This is a genomic window from Variovorax paradoxus (assembly GCA_016806145.1).
GTDB lineage: Bacteria > Pseudomonadota > Gammaproteobacteria > Burkholderiales > Burkholderiaceae_C > Variovorax.
In genome coordinates this window covers 3,194,507-3,215,028 of record CP063166.1, presented here as the reverse complement: position 1 = coordinate 3,215,028, position 20,522 = coordinate 3,194,507, and the positions used below count along the sequence as shown (strand labels likewise).

Here is a 20,522-nt window from a genome sequence, read left to right as displayed (position 1 = left end):
CCTTCGCCCCCTGACGTTTCGAGCGCCCATGGAAAAAGGGCCCGAAGGCCCTTTCTCTTTGGAACGCGGATCGCAGCCGATCAGCGCACCACGGCGATCTGCGTACGCTGGCCACCCTTGTAGGTGTAGAGCGTCAGCGCGCCGTTCTTGATGTCGCCCTTCTCGTCGAAGGCGATCGGGCCGGTCACGCCCTTGTACTGGATCTTGCCGACTTCGGGCAGGTACTTCTCGGGGTCGGACGAACCAGCCTTGACCATGGCTTCGGCCAGCACGTTGACCGCGTCGTAGACGTACGGTGCGTAGATCTGGACGTCGACGCCGTTCTTGGTCTTGAATTTGGCCTTGAAGTCTTCCAGCGGTTGCTTGAAGTCGCCGTCCACGCCGCCGGCTTCGGCGCACACCACCATGTCTTCGCCGATGGCATCGCCAGCGAGCTTCGGCAGTTCGCCGGTGCACAGGCCGTCGCCGCCCATGAACTTGACGTTCAGGCCGAGCTGCTTGACCTGCTTGAGCATCGGGCCGCCGACGGCGTCCATGCCGCCGAAGAACAGCACGTCGGGCTTGGCCGACTTGAGCTTGGTCAGGATGGCGTTGAAGTCGGTCGACTTGTCGGTGGTGAATTCGTGACCCACGATGGTGGCGCCGGCGGCCTTGGCCGACTTCTCGAATTCTTCGGCGACGCCCTGGCCGTAGGCCGTGCGGTCGTCGATCACGGCGATGTTCTTGCCCTTGAGCGTTTCGACCGCGTACTTGCCCAGCGTGCCGCCGAGTTGCGTGTCGTCAGCCACCACGCGGAAGGTGGTCTTGAAGCCCTGGCGGGTGTACTTGGGGTTCGTCGCCGACGGCGAGATCTGGGGGATGCCGGCGTCGCTGTAGAGCTTCGAGGCGGGGATGGTGGTGCCCGAGTTCAGGTGACCGACCACGCCGTTGACCTTGCTGTCGACCAGCTTCTGGGCCACGGCCGTGCCTTGCTTCGGATCGCCTGCGTCGTCTTCGGCGACCAGTTCGAACTTGGCGACCTTGTCGCCGATCTTCAGACCCTTGGCATTCAGTTCCTCGATCGCCATCTTGGCGCCGAACTCGTTGTCCTTGCCGAGGTGGGCAATGGGACCGCTGGTCGGAGCCACGTGGCCGATCTTCACGACCAGTGCATCGGCGGGAGGTGCAGCGGGTGCCGGGGCGGCCGCGGTGGGCGCCGGGGCAGCAGCGGGTGCCGCAGCTTCTTCTTTCTTGCCGCAAGCCACCAGCGTGAGTGCAGCCAGAGCGACCGCAGTCCATTTCAATTGCATGAGAACCTCCAGAACATGGATGATGAGATTGAGAAACCGGTCGTGTGATCCGGGCGCTCCTGACCTCGCAAGTTCCGCGCCGCAGACCCGGGCCACCCTAACCCTCCAGCTTTGGCCCACCCGACCTGGCGCGCAGTTTAGCTGAAGCTTCACCCCTCGAAAGTTGGCGTAGACCCTGGGTTTTCCGAGAGTTCGGCGGCCATTGCCTCGATCACCAACGCACGCAAAACGGCTTCGATTTCGCCGCGCAAACGCGGCACCATCGCATCGAGTTGCTGCTGCACGGCGGCGGCCACGGTGTCGCTCAAACGCTCCTCGAGCGAGAAGTCCACGCGCTGCAGAACACGGTGCAGCAACTGCTCCTCGAGCCGCACGATGTCGGCCTCGGAACGCTGCACCGCGGGCGGCAATGCAACGGCCTGGGCCGGGTCGGGCACGGCCGGCGCGGTGGCATCCGCGGCCGCGTTGTCGACCAATGGCGAATGCGCCGCGACCGGCTCGGCGGGCAGGTCGAGCACCGTCGTCAGGGTGGGAACGAAACGCGGCGGCGTGCGGGTCGGACTGGCCATCAGGATGCGCTCCTCGCGAAGTCGTGCGGCTGGATCGTGTAGCCGCGGTCGGCGTAATGGCGCCAGCGCGCGCGGCCGATCTGGCGGTCGTCGGGCTCGTTGCTCACGATGTCGATCAGGCGCTCGTAGCGCTCGAAGCCCGCGGGCACCTGCGCACCGAGATTGACCAGCAGTTCGCGGTGCGGAAGCGCGGCCGACTCTGCCCCCTCGTCGGCCAGGATCACCGGCGAACGCGAGAGCACATGGACCGGCGCGTCACCGCGGCAATGCGCGACGAACTCGGTCGGCGCGAGCTGCCAGAGCCCGGCATCGATCGCATCGAGCCACTGCGCCTCACCGACCACCACCACGCGCATGCCGCGCGTGGCGACGGCCTTGCGCACGAGCCGGCAGGCGTAGCTGAGCTTGTCCGGCGCGTTGTAGTGAAAGCCGATCTCCGTCACTGCACCGAACGCGCCTTGCGGGCCGCCGCCTTGCTGTCGCCCTTGCCCTTGGCATTGCCCTTGGCCTTGCCGGCGCCGGCAGTCGCCGCGCCGTCCTGCGCGCGGCCCGTCAGGTACGAGACCAGCAGGCCGACCGGCCGGCCCGTCGAGCCCTTGGCCGCGCCGCTCTTCCAGGCGGTGCCCGCGATGTCCAGGTGCGCCCAGGCGAAGTCGGCCGTGAAGCGCTGCAGGAACTTGGCCGCGGTGATCGCACCGCCCGCGCGGCCCGCCACGTTGGCGACGTCGGCGAAGTTGGTCTTCAGGCCCTCGGCGTACTCGTCGTCGAGCGGCAGGCGCCAGCAGCGGTCCTGCGAGCTTTCGCCCGCGGCCTCGAGCGCCGCGGCCAGCGCGTCGTCGCTCGAGAACAGGCCACTGCGCACGCCGCCCAGGGCCACCACGCAGGCGCCCGTGAGCGTCGCGATGTCGATCACGGCGGCGGGGTCGAAGCGCTTCGCATAGGTCAGTGCGTCGCAGAGGATCAGCCGGCCCTCGGCATCGGTGTTGAGGATCTCGATGGTCTGGCCGCTCATGCTGGTGACCACGTCGCCGGGCTTGATGGCCCGGCCGTCGTTCATGTTCTCGCACGAGGGGATCAGGCCGACCACGTTGATCGCGGGCTGGATGCCGGCCAGTGCGCGGAAGGTGCCGAGCACGCTCGCGGCACCGCACATGTCGAACTTCATCTCGTCCATTTCGGCCGCCGGCTTGAGCGAGACGCCGCCGGTGTCGAAGGTGATGCCCTTGCCGACCAGCACCACGGGCGCCTGGTCCTTGGGTCCGCCCTGGTAGCGCAGCACGATGAAGCGCAGCGGCTCGGCCGAACCCTGGGCCACGGCGGCGAAGGCGCCCATGCCGAGCTTGTCGACCTCCTTGGGACCGAGCACTTCGCACTTGATGCCGGGCAGCTTGCCCAGGCCCTTGGCGGCCTCGGCCAGCATGGTCGGCGTGGCGTGGTTGGCGGGGCGGTTGCCCCACTCCTTGGCGAACTCGATGCCCTCGACGGTGGCGCGCGCCTGCTCGAAGGCCGCGCCGACCGGGGCCGCGTCGGCCACGCCCACGGTCACCTGGCGGATGCTGCGCGGCTCGGCCTTGGACTTGGTGGCGGTGTAGACATAGCTGGCGTCGGCGGCCGCGAGGACTGCGCTCGCCACGGCCGCGGGCTCGGCCTCCTGGGCGAAGGCCAGCACCACGCGCTTGGGCGACTGGGCCTTGGCGGCGTTGACGGCGGCGATCACGCCGATGCGCACCGAGGCCGGCTTGCCGTCGCCGATGGCCGCCAGCACCACGCGGGCGGCGGCCACGTCCTCGGGCCGGTACAGGGACAGCAGCTTGCCGGCCTTGTCGGGCAGGTCACCGGCCTTGCGGGCGGCCGCGATCTGGACGGAGAGGGGGTCCTTGGACGCGAGCGGCGCGCTGCCCACGAGCACGATCAGGACGTCGGATTTTTCGGCCGCTGCGCGGGCGACGGTGAGGGTCTTGAGTTGAAAGTCCATAATCCTTTTTTTCCTCGAACGATGTTATTCCATTCTTCCCTACGCAAGGAGCTGTCCCGCAGCTTCGGAGCGACCCTCGTGGTCCTGGTCACCATCGTGATGACCATGATGCTCATCCGCACGCTCGGACTGGCCTCCAAGGGCAGCGTGAACCCGTCCGAAGTGTTCCTCGTCATGGCCTACACGGTGCTCGGCTACATGCCGACCATCCTGAGCCTGAGCCTGTTCATCGCCATCGTCGGCACCCTGTCGCGCATGTACCGCGACAGCGAGATGGTGATCTGGTTCTCCAGCGGCCGCGGGCTGTCCGACTTCGTGCAGCCGCTGTTCCGCTTCGCCTGGCCGGTGCTGCTGCTGATCGCCGCCATGGCGCTGATCGGCTGGCCCTGGGCCAACTCGCAGACCATGGGCATGCGCCAGCAGTACGAGCAGCGCGGCGACCTCGAGCGCGTGTCGCCCGGCGAATTCCGTGAGTCGGCCGGCCGGCTGCGTGTGTTCTTCATCGACAAGGACTCCGCCGACAGCGCCACCGCCACCAACGTCTTCATCTGGTCGATCGAGCGCAACCTGCAGATCACGACCTCGGCGCGCAGCGGCCGCATCGAGACGCTCGGCAATTCGCGCTACCTGATGCTGAGCAACGGCCAGCGCCTGGAGCGCCCGCTGCTGCCCGACAGCGGCCTGAAGATCAGCGAGTTCGAGACCTACGGCACGCGCGCCGGCGGCAGCGCCGCGGGCTCCAGCGACGCCACGCCGCCACGCGCGCGCACCACGCTGTCGCTGCTGGGCGACTTCAACGCCAACGCGGCGCGCGGCGAACTCGCCTGGCGCGTGGGCATGCTGCTGGCGGCCATCAACTTCGTGCTGCTGGCGCTGGCCGTCTCCAGCGTCAACCCGCGCGTGGGTCGCAGCGGCAACCTGCTGTTCGCGCTGTTCGCCTTCGTCATCTACTACAACCTGCTGAACCTGGGCCAGAGCTGGATCAGTTCGGGTCGCTACGGCATGGGCGGCTTCATGCTGCTGCTGCACGGCGGCGTGGCGCTGATCGCCGTCTCGTGGCTCACGCTGCGCAACAACAACTGGGCGCGTCGCAAGAGCCGCGGCGGCCCCGGCGCCGGCCCCACGCCGCCCGCCACCACCGCCCGGCTGGAACCCACGCCATGAGAACCATCCGCCGCCTGATCTATGTCGAGGCGCTGAAGGCCGTGGCCTTCGTGACCCTCGGCTTCCTGAGCCTGTTCTTCTTCTTCGACTTCGTCGACGAGCTGCAGGCCGTGGGCCGCCCCGAAAGCCTGGCCTACGGGCCGGCGCAGGCGCTGCTCTACGTGACCTTGCTGCTGCCGAGCCATCTCTACGAGCTGCTGCCGATCACGGTGCTGATCGGCTGCATCTTCGTGATGGCGCGGCTCGCGCAGAGCTCCGAATACACCATCCTGCGCACCAGCGGCCTCGGCCCCTGGCGCGCGCTGCGCACGCTGCTGGTGCTCGGCCTGGGCTTCGTGGTGCTGACCTTCGCCGTCGGCGACTACCTCGCGCCGACCGCCGAGCGCGCCGCGCAGCTCGTGAAGTCGCGCTACCAGGGCACCTTCACCTTCGTCGGCAACACCGGCGCCTGGCTCAAGGAGAAGCAGGAGAAGTCGTCCTATGCCGTCAACGTGCTGTCGATCTCGCGCAACGGCGTGCTCAAGACCGCGCGCATCTTCGAGTTCGACGACAAGGGCTACCTGCGCAAGCAGATGACCGCGAACACGGCGCGTATCGAGCGCGGCTACTGGGTGCTGTCGGAGATCGAGCAGCAGGACTACGACACCCACGCGCCCGAGGGCAAGGCGCACGTCGGCACCACCCGGATGCTCGAGCTCAACTGGCCGACCTCGCTGACGGCCGAGATGGTGTCGGTGGCGCTGCTGCGGCCCGACCGCATGAGCACCATCGACCTCTTCGACTACATCCGCCACCTCGACGCCAACGGCCAGACCGCGCAGCGCTACGAGATCGAGTTCTGGCGCAAGGTGTTCTATCCGCTGTCCTGCCTGGTGATGGTGGTGCTCGCCCTGCCCTTCGCCTACCTGCACTTCCGCCAGGCCGGCATCACGACCTACGTGTTCGGCGGCGTGATGATCGGCATCAGCTTCTTCCTGCTGAACAACGTGTTCGGCTACCTCGGCAACCTGAGCAACTGGTCGCCCTGGATCACGGCGGCGGCGCCAGGGCTCATCTACTCGGTGATGTCGCTGGCGGCCTTCAGCTGGCTGGTGCTCAGACGCTGATGGCCACGCCGACCGTCCAGGGCATCGTGCTGCTGGCGCATGGCTCGCGCGACGAGCGCTGGCGCCTGCCGATCGAGGCCGTGGCGGCACGGGTGCGGGCGCTGTCGCCCGCGGCGCTGGTGCGCTGCGCCTACCTCGAGCTGGCCGAGCCCGACCTGCGCACCGCGGCGGCCGCGCTGGCCGGCGAAGGCGCCACTGCGATCCGCGTGGTGCCGATGTTCCTCGGCATGGGCAAGCATGCGCGCGAGGACATCCCGCGCCAGTTCGATGCGCTGCGTGCCGAGTGGCCCGCGCTGGCCTTCACGCTCGGCCCCACCGTGGGGGAATCGCCGCAGGTGATCGATCTGCTGGCCCGAATTGCGGCGGAAATCTGAACATTCGGCAATTTCCATAGATTCCGAAGGCATAATAAATTCCGCAATAAGACGGAATTTGATATGAATCTGCACCAGTTCAAATTTGTTCAGGAAGCCGTGCGGCGCAATCTGAACCTGACCGAGGCCGCCAAGGCGCTGCACACCTCCCAGCCCGGGGTGTCGAAGGCGATCATCGAGCTCGAGGAAGAACTCGGCGTGGAAATCTTCGCGCGACACGGCAAGCGCCTCAAGCGCGTGACCGAGCCGGGCCAGCACGTGATCGCGAGCATCGAGTTGATCATGCGCGAGGTCGGCAACCTCAAGCGCATCGGCGAGCAGTTCAGCGCCCAGGACAGCGGCACGCTGTCCATCGCCACCACCCACACGCAGGCGCGCTACGTGCTGCCGGTGCCGGTGGCGAAGTTGCGCGAGGCCTACCCCAAGGTCAACGTGAGCCTGCACCAGGGCTCGCCCGACCAGGTGGCACGCATGGTGATCGACGAGGTGGCCGAGATCGGCATCGCGACCGAATCGCTCGCCGACTACGCCGAGCTCGTGACCCTGCCGTGCTACGAATGGCAGCACGTGCTGGTGCTGCCCAAGGAACATCCGCTGGCCACCAAGGAGCGCATCTCGCTCGAGGATCTGGCCTCCGAGCCGATCATCACCTACCACCCCTCGTTCACCGGCCGCACGCGCATCGACCATGCGTTCGCGCAGAAGAAGCTCGCGCCGCGCATCGCGCTCGAAGCCATCGACTCCGACGTGATCAAGACCTACGTGCGCCTCGGGCTCGGCGTGGGCATCGTCGCCGAGATGGCGGTGCGCGACGAATCGAACGCCGACCTCGTGGTGCGCCCGATGGGCCAGGTGTTCGGCCAGAACATCGCGCGCGTGGCCTTCAAGCGCAGCGCCTACCTGCGCAACTTCGTGTTCAAGTTCGCCGAGCTGCTGTCCGACCGGCTCGACCGCAACCTGATCGCCAAGGCCCTGAGCGGCCACCAGCAGGACTACGAACTCTGAGCGCCACCGAGGATCACGCGCTCGTCCCGACATCCCTCCCACGCATCCCACCATGAGCACCGCCCTTTCCCCCCGCACGCCCGAGATCGCGACCAAGCTGCCCGCCGTCGGCACCACCATCTTCACCGTGATGTCCGCGCTCGCGGCCGAGAAGAACGCGGTCAACCTGGGCCAGGGCTTCCCCGATTTCCACTGCGATCCGCAGTTGCTCGAGGACGTGACGGCCGCCATGGCCGCGGGCCACAACCAGTACCCGCCGATGCCCGGCATCCCCGCGCTGCGCGAGGCCATCGCCGCCAAGATCGAGGCGCTCTACGGCCACGTCTACAGCGCCGCGACCGAGATCACGGTGACCGCGGGCGCCACGCAGGCGATCATCACCGCCATCCTCGCGGTGGTGCGCGCGGGCGACGAGGTGATCGTGCTCGAGCCCTGCTACGACAGCTACGTGCCCAACATCGAGCTCGCGGGCGGCAGCGTGGTGCGCGTGCCGCTGGTGCCGGGCACCTTCCGCCCCGATTTCGACCGCATCGCCGCCGCGCTGAGCCCGCGCACGCGCGCGATCATCGTCAACACGCCGCACAACCCCAGCGCCACCGTGTGGACCGAGGCCGAGATGCGCCGGCTCGAGGAACTGCTCGCGCCCACCGAGGTGTTCGTGATCGCCGACGAGGTCTACGAGCACATGGTCTACGACGGCGCGCGCCACGAGAGCGTGGCCCGCTTCCCGGGCCTGGCGGCGCGCAGCTTCATCGTCAGCAGCTTCGGCAAGACCTACCACGTCACCGGCTGGAAGGTCGGCTTCGTGGCCGCGCCCGCGCCGCTGATGGCCGAGTTCCGCAAGGTGCACCAGTTCAACGTGTTCACCGTCAACACGCCGATGCAGCAAGCGCTGGCGCGCTACATGGCCAACCCGGCGCCCTACCTCGAGCTGCCGGCCTTCTACCAGCGCAAGCGCGACCTGTTCGCCGCCGGCCTCGCCAAGACCCGCTTCAAGCTGCTGCGCAGCGAAGGCAGCTACTTCCAATGCGTCGACATCTCGGCGGTCAGCAATCTCTCGGAAGCCGACTTCTGCCTCTGGCTCACGCGCGAGATCGGCGTGGCGGCGATCCCGCTGTCGGCCTTCTACGGCGACGGCTTCGACCAGCGCGTGGTGCGCTTCTGCTTCGCCAAGAAGGACGAGACGCTGGTCGCCGCGCTCGACCGGCTCGCCAAGCTCTGAGACGGGCGACCGCCTCCCGCGCCACGAGACCGCAAGCGATGCAGGCGCCCCGGCTCCTCCTCGGCGCGCTGGCGCTGTCCTTCCTCGCCGCCGGCATCGCCGACGCCTTCGTGCCGCTGCTGCCGGGCCGGCAGTACTCGGCCGTCGACATGCTGCACATGCCGCTGATCACCGCACTGTGCTACGCCTGGTGCCGCGCCGACCTGCTCGCGCGCGGCCAGGTCCCGCGCGGGCGCATCGCGCTGTTCGCGGGCGTGTTTCCGCTGCTGGGCGTGCCGGTGTTCTTCCTGCGCACGCGGCCCTGGCGGCAGGCGCTGCTCGGGCTGCTGCGCACCGTGGGTTTCCTCGCCGCCTGCCTGCTGCTCGCGAGCCTGGGCGGCCTGCTCGGCGAATTCGCCGCGGGCGCATCGCACCGCGGCGGCTGAAGGAGAAACAACCATGGCCAATCCCCAACTGCGCACCCTGCAGAAGGTCTTCGGCGGCATCGCCGCATCCCTGTTCGCGGTGGCGCTGCTCGTGGCGGCCCACACCGTCTACTTCATCCGCTCGGCGGTGCACGCACAGGGCGAAGTGATCGAGCTGCTGCACGTGGAATCGGACGACGACGGCGACGGCACCTGGAAGCCGCGCGTGCGCTTCCGCACGGCCGCGGGGGAGACGATCGATTTCGAGTCCTCGACCAGCAGCAACCCGCCCTCCTACGAGGTCGGCGAGGCGGTGCGGGTGCTGCATGCGCCCGGCGATCCGCGCAACGCGCGCATCGACAGCTTCTTCTCGCTGTGGGGCATGTCCATCGTCTTCGGTGCGATCGGCACGGCCTTCCTGGTGGTCGTGCTGGTGCTCGCCGTCGTCGTCGTCGCTACGCCGGCGCAGCCCACCCGGCGCGGGCGCCGACGCCCACGGTAGGACAGTCCTGACCGGCGAAGGCGCGGCTCTCTTGCGCTGCGCGCACCCCGGGGTCACGAGCATCGAGGCTCGATAACAACGTCCCTGGAGAAAACATGTCGCTCTCGTTCATTCTGCTGATCGTCCTGATCCTTCTGCTGATCGGCGCGCTGCCGAGCTGGGGCCACAGCCGTACCTGGGGCTACGGTCCCAGCGGCGGCCTGGGCCTGGTGCTCGTGATCGTGATCATCCTGGTGCTGATGGGCAGGATATGACGCGCGGGCGAGGCTGCACCCTGCCTCGCCCTTCATGACGAGGCGAAGGCCTCTTCGGACGAAGCCCGCGACAGCGGGCTTTTTCTTTGGAACCTCGAGAGAACGCTCAGGCCTGCAACTGCGCCCAGGCCTTGTCGAGCCGCTTCACGCTCACCGGCTGCGGCGTGCGCAGTTCCTGCGCGAAGAAGCTCACGCGCAGTTCCTCGAGCAGCCAGCGGAACTCGAGCATGCGGTCGTCCACCACGCCCTTGCGCTCGGCCACCAGCCGCCAGTAGCGCTGTTCCTGCGGCCGCAGCTCGGCCAGCTTGGCGGTGTCGCGCGCCGGGTCGCCGCGCAGCTTGTCGAGCCGCAGCACGATGGCCTTGAGGTAGCGCGCGAAGTGCTGCAGCTGCGTCCACGGCGCATCGGCGATGAAGCGCCTGCCGACCAGCTTCTGCAGCTGCTGCGCGGCGTCCTGCACCGACTCGGGCTGGATCTTCGTGTCCTTGATCTTGCGCGCGGCCGCGGCGTATTCCGAGAGGATCGTCGCGGCGAGCCGCGCGACCTCGTTGGCGATCAGGGTCAGCCGTCCGCGCCCCTCGTCGAGCCGCCGCTTGAACGCGAACTCGTCGGCCGGCAGCGGCTCCTGCAGGAAGGCGCGGTCGATCGCGACCTCGACGATCTGCGCGCGCAGCTCGTCGGCGGTGCCCAGCGGCATGTAGGCCACGGCCATCTTCTGCAGATCGGGGATGTTCTTCTCGAGGTACTTGAGCGCGTCCTTCAGCTGCAGCGCGAACAGCCGGCGCAGACCCGCGCGATGTTTCGCGGCCGCGACCGCGGGCTCGTCGAAGACCTCGATCGTGACCGCGTCGCCCTCGTCGCGCAGCGCCGGGAAACCGACCAGCGACTGGGCGCCGCGGCGCACCTCCATCAGCTCGGGCAGTTCGCCGAAGCTCCAGGCGGTGTAGCGCTGGCCGGCCGGCAGCGCCGGGGTGGCGGGCGCGGGCGGTGCCGCCTCCTGGGCACGACGCGCGTCGGCGGGCGCCGCCGCCTTGGCGGGTTCGGCCGAGGCCTTCACGTTGAGTCCGGCGAGCGCCTGGAACGCGCCGCGCGCCTTCGCGCCGAGCTCGGCCTTGAGCGCGCCGAGGTTGCGCCCCATGCCGAGCTGGCGGCCGTGCTCGTCGACCACGCGCAGGTTCATGAACAGGTGCGGCGCCAGCATGTCGAGCTTGAAGTCGGCGCGCTTGACGTCGATGCTGGTCATGTCGCGCACGCGCTTGAGCAGCACATCGGTCAGCGAGCCGGTGCCGAACAGCTCGGGCTCCGACAGCGTCTCGGCCAGCTTCGCCGCCGACTCGGGCAGCGGCACCAGCCGCGAGCGCGGACGCTGCGGCAGGCTCTTGAGCAGCGCCTGGATCTTGTCCTTGAGCATGCCCGTCACCAGCCACTCGCAGCGTTCCTCGCTGACCTGGTTGAGCACGAACAGCGGCACGCTGACCGTGAGGCCGTCCTTGGCATCGCCGGGCTCGTGCAGGTAGCTCGCGGCGCAGTCCACGCCGCCGAGTCGCAAGGTGGGCGGGAACGATTGGGTGGTGATGCCGGCCGCCTGGTGGCGCATCAGCTCGTCGCGCGTGAGGAACAGCAGCCGCGGCTGCTCCTTCGAGGCCTGCCGATACCAGTTCTCGAAGCCGGTGCCGCTGGCGACGTCGGCCGGCAGTTGCGCGTCGTAGAAGGCGAAGATCAGTTCGTCGTCGACCAGCACGTCCTGCCGGCGCGACTTGTGCTCGAGGCCCTCGACCTCGCGCACCAGCTTGCGGTTGGCCGCGAGGAACGGGAAGCGGCTGTCCCACTGCCCGCCGACCAGCGCCTCGCGGATGAAGATCTCGCGCGCGGCGACCGGGTCGACGCGCGTGAAGTCGACGCGCCGGCCGCTGTAGACCACCAGGCCGTAGAGCGTGGCGCGCTCGAGCGCGGCCACCTGCGCGTTCTTCTTCTCCCAGTGCGGATCGAGCAGCTGCTTTTTCAGCAGATGCCCGCCCACCTGCTCGAGCCACTGCGGCTCGATGTTGGCGATGCCACGGCCGAACAGCCGCGTGGTCTCGACCAGCTCGGCCGCCACGATCCAGCGCCCGGGCTTCTTCTTCAGGTGCGCGCCGGGATGCTTGTAGAACTTGATGCCGCGCGCGCCGAGGTAGGCCTCGTCGTCCTCGAGCTTCCAGCCGATGTTGCCGAGCAGGCCCGCCAGCATCGACAGGTGCAGCGGCTCGTAGCCCGCGGGCTCGGCGTTGATGCGCCACTTGTGCTCGGTGACCACCGTGAGCAGCTGCGAGTGGATGTCGCGCCATTCGCGCACGCGACGCACGTTGACGAAGTTCTGGCGCAGCAGCTGCTCGTACTGGCGGTTGCTGAGCTTGTGGCTGTCGCCATGGCCGCCGCGCGCGTCGGCGATCCACTTCCACAGCCGCAGGTAGCCGCTGAACTCGCTCTTCTCGTCGTCGAACTTCGAATGCGCCTGGTCGGCCTGCTGTTGCGCTTCCATCGGGCGGTCGCGCACGTCCTGCACGCTGAGCGCCGAGGCGATCACCAGCACCTCCTCGAGCGCGCCGCGCGAGCGGGCCTCGAGGATCATGCGGCCCACGCGCGGGTCGAGCGGCAGCTTGGCGAGCTCGGCGCCGGTGGCGGTCAGCTCGTTGGCGTCGTCGACCGCGCCGAGCTCGTTGAGCAGCTGGTAGCCGTCGGCGATGGCGCGCGGCGACGGCGCCTCGAGGAACGGAAAGCGCGACACGTCGCCCAGGCGCAGCGACTTCATGCGCAGGATCACGCCCGCCAGCGACGAACGCAGGATCTCGGGATCGGTGAAGCGCGGCCGGCCCTCGAAGTCCTTCTCGTCGTAGAGCCGGATGCAGATGCCGTTGGCCACGCGGCCGCAGCGGCCCGCGCGCTGGTTGGCAGCGGCCTGGCTGATCGGCTCGACCAGCAGCTGCTCGACCTTGCTGCGGAAGCTGTAGCGCTTCACGCGCGCCGTGCCCGTGTCGATCACGTAGCGGATGCCCGGCACCGTGAGCGAGGTCTCGGCCACGTTGGTGGCCAGCACGATGCGCCGGCCGGTGTGGCCGTCGAAGATGCGGTCCTGCTCGGCCTGCGACAGCCGCGCGAACAGCGGCAGCACCTCGGCATTGCGGTACAGCGGCTGGTGCGTGAGGTGCCGGCGCAGATGGTCGGCGGCCTCGCGGATCTCGCGCTCGCCAGGCAGGAAGACCAGGATGTCGCCCGCATGGTGCGGATCGCGCCAGAGCTCGTCGACGCCGTCGGCGATCGCGTCGTTGAGGTCGTGGTCGCGCGATTCCTCGAACGGCCGGTAGCGCTGCTCCACGGGGAAGGTGCGGCCCGACACGAACACCGTCGGCGCCGGCCCCTTGGCCGAGGCGAAATGCTGCGCGAAGCGGTCGGCGTCGATGGTCGCCGACGTCACGATCACCTTGAGGTCGGGCCGGCGCGGCAGGATCTCGCGCAGGTAGCCGAGCAGGAAGTCGATGTTCAGCGAGCGCTCGTGGGCCTCGTCGATGATGATGGTGTCGTAGGCCTTGAGCAGCGGATCGGTCTGCGTCTCGGCCAGCAGGATGCCGTCGGTCATCAGCTTGACCGACGCATCGCGCGACAGGCGGTCCTGGAAGCGCACCTTGAAGCCGACCACGTCGCCCAGCGGCGTCTTCAGTTCCTCCGCGATGCGCTTGGCCACCGAGCTCGCGGCGATGCGGCGCGGCTGCGTGTGGCCGATCAGGCGGCCCTTCCCGGGCTCGGCATTGAGCTTGCCGCGGCCCAGTGCCAGCGCGATCTTCGGCAGCTGCGTGGTCTTGCCCGAGCCGGTCTCGCCGCAGACGATCACCACCTGGTGCGCCTGGATGGCGGCCATGATCTCCTCGCGCCGGGCAGAGACCGGCAGCGATTCGGGAAAGTCGATGCGAAGGGGGGAAGTCGTCGTGGTCGTCAAGGGAGGGGTCGCAAGCGCAGGCGCCCGTTCTCTTCGGGCAAACCGTCGATTATCGGCGCGCACCGTGGATGTTGCAGCGCTTCCACACCACGGCGTAAATAATCTTTACGCGCCGGACCCGCGCCGCTACGATCGCGGCCATGACCACCATCCTTGTCCCCCCCTCGCTGCGCATGCGCGCAGGCCACGTGATTGCACGTGGCGGGGTCAAGTCGACCCGCCCGGCCTGACGAAGCCCGCGCGCGCCGCGTTTCCTCCCCTCACGGAACGCCGCCGCCCGCACGCTTCGGAAGCGATCCGAAGCGCGCCGCCCTGATCCCGAACCGCGCATCGCATGCAGCCCCTCCCCGTTCGCGGGGAAGCGGCCGCGTTCCCGTCTCCCGAAAAATCATCCGAAGAAGAAAAAGACCGCCATGTCCAACGACATCCATTCCGACCTGCAGGCGACGCTCGCCGAGCGGTCGCGCCACCTGCAGGCCGTGGCCCATTCGCTGAAGACCGAGCTCTTCGGCATCGACGACATCATCGATCGCGTGATCGATTCCCTGCGCGCCTGGTACGTGCTGCCGCAGCTCATCGGCCGCCCGGTCGTGATCTGCCTCTGGGGCCTCACCGGCACCGGCAAGACGCAGCTGGTGCGCCGCCTGGCCCAGCATCTGGGCTTCTACGACCGCTTCATCGAAGTGCAGATGGACGGCTTCAGCCACGGCTCGGGCCACCGCAGCGCCGGCTCGATCTCGGCCATGCTGGCCGAGTCGGGCATCGCCGAGGGCGAGCGCGGCATCCTCGTGCTCGACGAGTTCCAGCGCTTTCGCACCGTCGACAAGCACGGCAAGGAAGCCAAGGTCGAGCGCTACCAGGACGTCTGGGCGCTGCTGTCCGATGGCCGCCTGCCGCCTTCGCTGTCGGTGCTCGGCGAGATCGAGTCCTCGCTGGCCTGGGCCGAGTACGACCAGGACCGCAAGAGCGCGGACGAGGACGACGAAGAAGACGACGAGAAGGACGGCAAGCCGCGCCGCAAGCGCCGGCTGCAGCTGTCGCCGTGGGAAGCGCAGGAGTTCAAGCGCTGCCTCAAGCTGCGCGAATCGCTGCTCGAGATCATGACCTGGAAGCCGGCCGAGATCCAGGAGCGGCTGCGCGCCTTCCGCGCCTCGCAGGAGAGCTGGGAGACCGACTACTCGAAGCTGCTGGTGTTCGTCGCGGGCAACCTCGACGAGATGTACGCCGAGACCGCCAAGCGGGTCGAGGACTGCGACACCGACGCCGACATCTTCCACGCGCTGACGAAGAAGCTGTCGCTGATCGACGTGAAGAAGGCGCTGGCCGAGCGCTTCAAGCCCGAGCAGATCGCGCGGCTGGGCAACAACCACGTGATCTATCCCTCGTTCGACCGCGCGACCTACGTGCGCCTGATCCTCTCGATCTGCGACCGCTACGTGAGCGAGATCCAGGAGAGCTCGGGCGTGCGCTTCGTGCTCGACGCCAGCGTCTACGAGCAGATCTACGCCAACGCGGTGTTCCCCGCCCAGGGCACGCGGCCGCTGTTCTCGTCGATCCACGCGATCCTCAGCGCGACCCTGGTCAACGCGGCGCTCTGGGCGCTCGAGCAAGGCGCCAACGGCGCCGAGCCGGTGTGGCTGATGCTGGATGCGGGCGACGGATCGCAGGGTGCGCAGGGCCAGGCGAAGATGGTGGCGCGCTTTCGCCTCGCGCGGCGCGAGTTCCCGGTGGTGCTCGAGCTCAACCGGCTCAAGCAGCGCGCCAATGCCGACTTCCGCGCGTTGCTGGCGGTGCACGAGGCCGGCCACGGGCTGGTCTATGCGCTGCTGTTCGGCCGCGCGCCGCAGGAGATCCGCATCAACGTGGCCTCGTTCGAGGGCGGCTACAACAGCTACGTGAAACGCAAGGCCTGGTCGAAGCAGAACACGCTCGACAGCATCTGCGTGAGCCTGGCCGGCCGCGCGGCCGAGCGGCTGGTGTTCGGCGATGCGGGCGCCACCACCGGCGCCGAGCAGGACCTGGCGCAGGCCACCGAGACCGCGGCGCGCCACGTGCGGCACCACGCCTTCGGCAGCCGCTGGAGCCGCACCGACGTGACGCGCGAGGCGAACGACAACCTCAACACCGACGTGGCGGCCACCAACCGCGAGATCGAGCAGATCCTGGCGCGCGAGCACATCCGCGCGCTCGAGCTGATCGAGTCGCATGCGACGGCCTTCCTGGCCGTGGTCGATGCGCTGATGGCCCAGGGCTCGATCGCGCCGGCCGAGCTCGTCGGGCTGCTCGGCCTGCCGCTCGCCACGGCAGGGCCTTCGGCCGCCCCAGAGGCCGAACCGCTGGACGCCTACGCCACGCAGCTCGCGTCGTTCAAGGCCCGCGGCACGCCGCCGGCCGCGGGCGCCGCGCGGCTGCTGCGCGCCCTGGCCTGATGCGCTGCACCAAAACGCGTCCAAGAATGCACAATCACGCCCCATGTCGACCGTCTTCAATTTCACTTTCGTGCCCTGGTTCCGTTCCGTGGCGCCCTACATCCACACGCACCGGGGCAAGACCTTCGTGGTCGGGCTCGCGGGCGAGGCGATCGCGGCCGGCAAGCTTCAGAACATCGCGCAGGACCTGGCCCTGATCCAGAGCATGGGCGTGAAGATCGTGCTGGTGCACGGCTTCCGCCCGCAGGTGAACGAGCAGCTCGCCGCCAAGGGCCACGAGGCGAAGTACTCGCACGGCATCCGCATCACCGACGCGGTGGCGCTCGACTCGGCCCAGGAAGCCGCGGGCCAGCTGCGCTACGAGATCGAGGCCGCGTTCAGCCAGGGCCTGCCGAACACGCCGATGGCGGGCTCGACGGTGCGCGTGATCTCGGGCAACTTCATCACCGCGCGGCCCGTGGGCGTGGTCGACGGCGTGGACTTCAAGCATTCGGGGCTGGTGCGCAAGGTCGACTCCACCAGCATCCGCCGCACGCTCGATTTCGGCGCCATGGTGCTGATCTCGCCGTTCGGCTTCTCGCCCACCGGCGAGGCCTTCAACCTCACGATGGAAGACGTGGCCACCAGCGTGGCGATCTCGCTGCAGGCCGACAAGCTGATCTTCCTGACCGAGATTCCCGGCATCCGCATCGACAGCGAGCTGCCCGAGAGCGAGGACAACCCGATCGACACCGAGCTGCCGCTGGACGCCGCCGAGAAGCTGCTGGCCTCGCTGCCGCCGCCGCAGAAGCCCACCGACACCGCCTTCTATCTGCAGCACTGCGTGAAGGCCTGCAAGGCCGGCGTGGAGCGCAACCACATCCTGCCGTTCGCGCTCGACGGCTCGCTGCTGCTCGAGGTCTACGTGCACGACGGCGTGGGCACCATGGTGATCGACGAGAAGCTCGAGAGCCTGCGCGAGGCGACCGTGGACGACATCGGCGGCATCCTGCAACTGATCGAGCCCTTCGAGCGCGACGGCACGCTGGTCAAGCGCGACCGCACCGAGATCGAGCGCGACATCCACCAGTACACGGTGGTCGAGCACGACGGCGTGATCTTCGGCTGCGCCGCGCTCTATCCCTATCCCGAGGCCAAGACCGCCGAGATGGCCGCCCTCACCGTCTCGCCGCAGTCGCAGGCCCAGGGCGACGGCGAACGCATCCTCAAGCACATCGAGCACCGCGCCAAGGCCATGGGCATCGAGAGCCTGTTCGTGCTCACCACCCGCACCATGCACTGGTTCCTCAAGCGCGGCTTCCAGCAGGTCAACCCCGACTGGCTGCCCGAGGCGCGCAAGCGCAAGTACAACTGGGACCGCAAGAGCCAGGTGCTGGTGAAGAAGATCTAGTCCGTTCCATCGTTTCCGCCCGCGAGAAGCCATGACGCTCACCACCGCCCTGCTGTTCTCCATCGTGGCCCTGGCCGCCATCGCCACGCCCGGCCCCACCGTGCTGCTGGCGCTGAGCAACGGCTCGCGCCGCGGCGTGCGCGGCGCGCTGCCGGGCATGTTCGGCGCGATGCTGTCGGACTTCGTGCTGGTGGGCGCGGTGGCGCTGGGCCTGGGCGCGCTGCTGGCGGCCTCGGAATTCTGGTTCTCGATGCTCAAGTGGGTGGGCGCGGCCTACCTCGCCTGGCTCGGCATCCGCATGCTGCGCTCGCAGGGCGGCAGCTTCGAGCGGCCCGCCGAGGGCGCGGCCGCCGCGCCGGGCAGCGGCCGCCAGGTCTTCTTCAAGTCCTTCCTGGTCGCGGTGACCAATCCCAAGGGCTACCTGTTCTGCTCGGCGCTGCTGCCACAGTTCATCGATCCCGCCGCGTCGCAGGGCGTGCAGTACGCGATCATCGCGGTGCTGTTCGCGGGCCTCGACATGGCCGTGATGCTGGTCTATGCCTTCGTCGGCGCCAAGGCGATGCAGCTGCTGACCGCGCGCGCCGCGCGCTGGATCGACCGCACCTGCGGCGCGATGCTGCTGGCGCTGGCCGGCTCGCTGGCCTTCTACCGCCGCGCCACGCCCTGAGCCCGCGCCGGGGCGGCGGCGGCCCGTGTCGCCGATAATCTCGCCCCATGAATCCCCTGCTTTCCAGGCTCCAGCCCTATCCCTTCGAACGGCTGAAGCAGCTGTTCGCCGGCGTCACGCCGAACCCCGACCTGAAGCCCATCAGCCTCGGCATCGGCGAACCCAAGCACGCGACACCCGAATTCATCAAAGAGGCCCTGAGCGCGGGCCTCGGCGCATTGGCCGCCTACCCCGCCACCGCCGGCGACCTGAAGCTGCGCACCTCCTTCACCGACTGGCTCCAAAAGCGCTACGACCTGACGCTCGATCCGGCCACCCAGGTGCTGCCGGTCAACGGCTCGCGCGAGGCGCTGTTTTCGCTGGCCCAGACCGTGATCGACGCCAGCGACACGTCTCATCCGCCGGTCGTGATCTCGCCCAACCCGTTCTACCAAATCTACGAGGGCGCGGCCTTCCTCTCGGGCGCCGAGCCCTACTACGCGCCCAGCGTGCCCGCGCGCAACTTCGCGGTCGACTGGGACAGCGTGCCCGAAGCGATCTGGCAGCGCACCCAGCTGGTCTTCGTCTGCTCGCCCGGCAACCCCACGGGCGCCGTGATGCCGCTCGACGAATGGCGCAAGCTGTTCGAACTCTCGGAGCGCCATGGTTTCGTGATCGCCGCCGACGAGTGCTACAGCGAGATCTACTTCCGCGACGAGCCGCCGCTCGGCGGGCTGGAGGCGGCGGCCAGGCTCGGCCGCGGCGACTTCAAGAACCTGATCGCGCTGACCTCGCTGTCCAAGCGCAGCAACGTGCCGGGCCTGCGCAGCGGCTTCGTCGCGGGCGACGCGGACATCATCAAGAAATTCCTGCTCTACCGCACCTACCACGGCAGCGCCATGAGCGGCGTCGTGGCCGCGGCCAGCATCGCCGCCTGGGGCGACGAGGAGCACGTGGTGCGCAACCGCGAGATGTACCGCGCCAAGTTCGCGGCCGTCACGCCGCTGCTCGAGCCGGTGCTCGACGTGCGCCTGCCCGACGCCAGCTTCTACCTCTGGGCCGGCGTGCCCGAAGTGTGGGCCGGCGACGACGAAGGCTTCGCCCGCGCCCTCCACGCTCAATACAATGTCACGGTTTTGCCGGGGAGCTATCTGGCACGCGACACGCACGGCCCTCAGGGCGGCGCCCCCGTCAATCCGGGCAAGGGCCGCATCCGCATGGCGCTGGTGGCAGAGACCGCCGAGTGCGTCGAGGCGGCCGAGCGCATCGTGCGCTTCGTGCAGGGCGGCCGCTGATCCTTCCCTCCCCGCCTCCGATTTTTTCGCTTCTTCATCCGAGAGTCCTCATGACCCAGCAACTGCAACAAATCATCGACGCCGCGTGGGAAGACCGCGCCAACATCTCCGTCAGCGCCTCCTCGGCCGAGGTGCGCGATGCCGTCGAGCACGTGATCGTCGAACTCAACAACGGCAAGCTGCGCGTGGCCACGCGCGAGGGCGTGGGCCAGTGGACGGTGCACCAGTGGATCAAGAAGGCCGTGCTGCTGTCGTTCCGCCTCAAGGACAACGAGCAGATCCAGGCCGGCTCGCTCGGCTTCTACGACAAGGTGCCGACCAAGTTCTCGCACCTGTCGGCCAGCGAACTCAAGGATTCGGGCGTGCGCATCGTGCCGCCGGCCGTGGCCCGCCGCGGCAGCTTCATCGCCAAGGGCGCGATCCTGATGCCCTCGTACGTGAACATCGGCGCCTACGTGGGCGAAGGCACCATGGTCGACACCTGGGCCACCGTGGGCTCGTGCGCGCAGGTCGGCGCCAACGTGCACCTGTCGGGCGGCGTGGGCCTGGGCGGCGTGCTCGAACCCCTGCAGGCCAACCCGACCATCATCGAGGACAACTGCTTCATCGGCGCGCGCTCCGAAGTGGTCGAAGGCGTGATCGTGGAAGAGAACTCGGTGCTCGGCATGGGCGTCTACATCGGCCAGAGCACCCCGATCTTCAACCGCGACACCGGCGAGATCTCGTACGGCCGCGTGCCCAGCGGCAGCGTGGTGATCAGCGGCAACCTGCCCAAGAAGACCAAGACGGGCCAGGACTACAGCACCTACGCCGCGATCATCGTGAAGACGGTCGACGCGCAGACGCGTTCGAAGACCAGCCTCAACGACCTGCTGCGCGACTGATCCGACGATCGATCCGGGCGGCCTGAGGGGGCCGCCTTTTTTTC

General features: G+C 68.6%; 18 protein-coding genes. 13 read left to right on the top strand and 5 right to left on the bottom strand.

Translation table 11 applies throughout. The annotated features are described in order from the left end of the window. Nucleotides 1-80: 80 nt before the first annotated feature. From INQ48_15140 to INQ48_15125, 4 genes are all read right to left on the bottom strand, one after another. Nucleotides 81-1,289, bottom strand: coding sequence for a branched-chain amino acid ABC transporter substrate-binding protein (locus INQ48_15140; GenBank protein ID QRF60460.1), 1,209 nt, complete (start codon nucleotides 1,287-1,289; stop codon nucleotides 81-83). A gap of 149 nt (nucleotides 1,290-1,438) precedes the next feature. Then, complete coding sequence (locus INQ48_15135) at nucleotides 1,439-1,858, bottom strand: hypothetical protein (protein QRF60459.1); 420 nt, start codon at nucleotides 1,856-1,858, stop codon at nucleotides 1,439-1,441. Continuing rightward, nucleotides 1,858-2,301: a DNA polymerase III subunit chi gene (locus INQ48_15130; GenBank protein QRF60458.1), complete on the bottom strand. Its 444-nt coding sequence runs from the start codon at nucleotides 2,299-2,301 to the stop codon at nucleotides 1,858-1,860. The genes INQ48_15135 and INQ48_15130 overlap by 1 nt, the downstream gene beginning before the upstream one ends. Beyond that, nucleotides 2,298-3,833 carry a leucyl aminopeptidase gene (locus tag INQ48_15125; protein QRF60457.1) on the bottom strand — a complete coding sequence of 512 codons (1,536 nt, stop codon included), beginning with the start codon at nucleotides 3,831-3,833 and terminating at the stop codon, nucleotides 2,298-2,300. Before INQ48_15125 ends, INQ48_15130 begins: the two co-directional genes overlap by 4 nt. A 21-nt stretch (nucleotides 3,834-3,854) precedes the next feature. Here INQ48_15125 and lptF point away from each other — a divergent pair, with 21 nt between their 5' ends. From lptF to INQ48_15085, 8 genes are all read left to right on the top strand, one after another. Then, entirely contained in the window at nucleotides 3,855-4,997 is a 1,143-nt protein-coding gene (lptF, locus tag INQ48_15120) for an LPS export ABC transporter permease LptF (protein ID QRF60456.1), read from the top strand. Next, complete coding sequence (lptG, locus tag INQ48_15115) at nucleotides 4,994-6,103, top strand: LPS export ABC transporter permease LptG (GenBank protein ID QRF60455.1); 1,110 nt, start codon at nucleotides 4,994-4,996, stop codon at nucleotides 6,101-6,103. The genes lptF and lptG overlap by 4 nt, the downstream gene beginning before the upstream one ends. Then, the gene (locus tag INQ48_15110; GenBank protein ID QRF60454.1) at nucleotides 6,103-6,477 is read left to right on the top strand and encodes a CbiX/SirB N-terminal domain-containing protein; all 375 of its coding nucleotides are present in this window, start codon (nucleotides 6,103-6,105) and stop codon (nucleotides 6,475-6,477) included. Before lptG ends, INQ48_15110 begins: the two co-directional genes overlap by 1 nt. Before the next feature lie 63 nt (nucleotides 6,478-6,540). Then, nucleotides 6,541-7,482 (top strand): CysB family HTH-type transcriptional regulator, encoded by a 942-nt coding sequence (locus INQ48_15105; GenBank protein ID QRF60453.1) that lies wholly within the window; start codon nucleotides 6,541-6,543, stop codon nucleotides 7,480-7,482. Between the two features lie 52 nt (nucleotides 7,483-7,534). Next, the gene (locus INQ48_15100; GenBank protein QRF60452.1) at nucleotides 7,535-8,704 is read left to right on the top strand and encodes a pyridoxal phosphate-dependent aminotransferase; all 1,170 of its coding nucleotides are present in this window, start codon (nucleotides 7,535-7,537) and stop codon (nucleotides 8,702-8,704) included. A gap of 38 nt (nucleotides 8,705-8,742) precedes the next feature. Continuing rightward, nucleotides 8,743-9,129 (top strand): rard protein, encoded by a 387-nt coding sequence (locus INQ48_15095; protein QRF60451.1) that lies wholly within the window; start codon nucleotides 8,743-8,745, stop codon nucleotides 9,127-9,129. A 13-nt stretch (nucleotides 9,130-9,142) separates the two neighbouring features. Continuing rightward, on the top strand, nucleotides 9,143-9,610 hold the full coding sequence (locus tag INQ48_15090) for a DUF3592 domain-containing protein (protein ID QRF60450.1): 468 nt from the start codon (nucleotides 9,143-9,145) through the stop codon (nucleotides 9,608-9,610). 95 nt (nucleotides 9,611-9,705) lie between these two features. Beyond that, the gene (locus INQ48_15085) at nucleotides 9,706-9,864 is read left to right on the top strand and encodes a DUF3309 domain-containing protein (GenBank protein QRF60449.1); all 159 of its coding nucleotides are present in this window, start codon (nucleotides 9,706-9,708) and stop codon (nucleotides 9,862-9,864) included. Nucleotides 9,865-9,970: 106 nt separating this feature from the next. Here INQ48_15085 and hrpA read toward each other — a convergent pair whose 3' ends face one another. Then, nucleotides 9,971-13,834: an ATP-dependent RNA helicase HrpA gene (gene hrpA / locus INQ48_15080; GenBank protein QRF60448.1), complete on the bottom strand. Its 3,864-nt coding sequence runs from the start codon at nucleotides 13,832-13,834 to the stop codon at nucleotides 9,971-9,973. Nucleotides 13,835-14,247: 413 nt separating this feature from the next. Here hrpA and INQ48_15075 point away from each other — a divergent pair, with 413 nt between their 5' ends. The 5 genes from INQ48_15075 to dapD are packed head-to-tail and all read left to right on the top strand — an operon-like array spanning nucleotide 14,248 to nucleotide 20,478. Beyond that, the gene (locus INQ48_15075; GenBank protein QRF60447.1) at nucleotides 14,248-16,263 is read left to right on the top strand and encodes an AAA family ATPase; all 2,016 of its coding nucleotides are present in this window, start codon (nucleotides 14,248-14,250) and stop codon (nucleotides 16,261-16,263) included. Between the two features lie 43 nt (nucleotides 16,264-16,306). Beyond that, complete coding sequence (gene argA / locus INQ48_15070) at nucleotides 16,307-17,653, top strand: amino-acid N-acetyltransferase (protein ID QRF60446.1); 1,347 nt, start codon at nucleotides 16,307-16,309, stop codon at nucleotides 17,651-17,653. Nucleotides 17,654-17,684: 31 nt separating this feature from the next. After that, complete coding sequence (locus INQ48_15065) at nucleotides 17,685-18,320, top strand: LysE family translocator (protein QRF60445.1); 636 nt, start codon at nucleotides 17,685-17,687, stop codon at nucleotides 18,318-18,320. Between the two features lie 47 nt (nucleotides 18,321-18,367). Beyond that, nucleotides 18,368-19,594 carry a succinyldiaminopimelate transaminase gene (locus tag INQ48_15060; protein ID QRF60444.1) on the top strand — a complete coding sequence of 409 codons (1,227 nt, stop codon included), beginning with the start codon at nucleotides 18,368-18,370 and terminating at the stop codon, nucleotides 19,592-19,594. 50 nt (nucleotides 19,595-19,644) lie between these two features. Then, entirely contained in the window at nucleotides 19,645-20,478 is an 834-nt protein-coding gene (gene dapD / locus INQ48_15055) for a 2,3,4,5-tetrahydropyridine-2,6-dicarboxylate N-succinyltransferase (GenBank protein QRF60443.1), read from the top strand. Nucleotides 20,479-20,522: the final 44 nt, after the last annotated feature.

Bases quoted from the DNA above. Each gene is read 5' to 3' on its own strand.
- INQ48_15140 (QRF60460.1), bottom strand. From the start codon at position 1,289: ATGCAATTGAAATGGACTGCGGTCGCTCTGGCTGCACTCACGCTGGTG.
- INQ48_15135 (QRF60459.1), bottom strand. From the start codon at position 1,858: ATGGCCAGTCCGACCCGCACGCCGCCGCGTTTCGTTCCCACCCTGACG.
- INQ48_15125 (QRF60457.1), bottom strand. From the start codon at position 3,833: ATGGACTTTCAACTCAAGACCCTCACCGTCGCCCGCGCAGCGGCCGAA.
- lptF (QRF60456.1), top strand. From the start codon at position 3,855: ATGTTATTCCATTCTTCCCTACGCAAGGAGCTGTCCCGCAGCTTCGGA.
- lptG (QRF60455.1), top strand. From the start codon at position 4,994: ATGAGAACCATCCGCCGCCTGATCTATGTCGAGGCGCTGAAGGCCGTG.
- INQ48_15110 (QRF60454.1), top strand. From the start codon at position 6,103: ATGGCCACGCCGACCGTCCAGGGCATCGTGCTGCTGGCGCATGGCTCG.
- INQ48_15105 (QRF60453.1), top strand. From the start codon at position 6,541: ATGAATCTGCACCAGTTCAAATTTGTTCAGGAAGCCGTGCGGCGCAAT.
- INQ48_15100 (QRF60452.1), top strand. From the start codon at position 7,535: ATGAGCACCGCCCTTTCCCCCCGCACGCCCGAGATCGCGACCAAGCTG.
- INQ48_15095 (QRF60451.1), top strand. From the start codon at position 8,743: ATGCAGGCGCCCCGGCTCCTCCTCGGCGCGCTGGCGCTGTCCTTCCTC.
- INQ48_15090 (QRF60450.1), top strand. From the start codon at position 9,143: ATGGCCAATCCCCAACTGCGCACCCTGCAGAAGGTCTTCGGCGGCATC.
- INQ48_15085 (QRF60449.1), top strand. From the start codon at position 9,706: ATGTCGCTCTCGTTCATTCTGCTGATCGTCCTGATCCTTCTGCTGATC.
- INQ48_15075 (QRF60447.1), top strand. From the start codon at position 14,248: ATGTCCAACGACATCCATTCCGACCTGCAGGCGACGCTCGCCGAGCGG.
- argA (QRF60446.1), top strand. From the start codon at position 16,307: ATGTCGACCGTCTTCAATTTCACTTTCGTGCCCTGGTTCCGTTCCGTG.
- INQ48_15065 (QRF60445.1), top strand. From the start codon at position 17,685: ATGACGCTCACCACCGCCCTGCTGTTCTCCATCGTGGCCCTGGCCGCC.
- INQ48_15060 (QRF60444.1), top strand. From the start codon at position 18,368: ATGAATCCCCTGCTTTCCAGGCTCCAGCCCTATCCCTTCGAACGGCTG.
- dapD (QRF60443.1), top strand. From the start codon at position 19,645: ATGACCCAGCAACTGCAACAAATCATCGACGCCGCGTGGGAAGACCGC.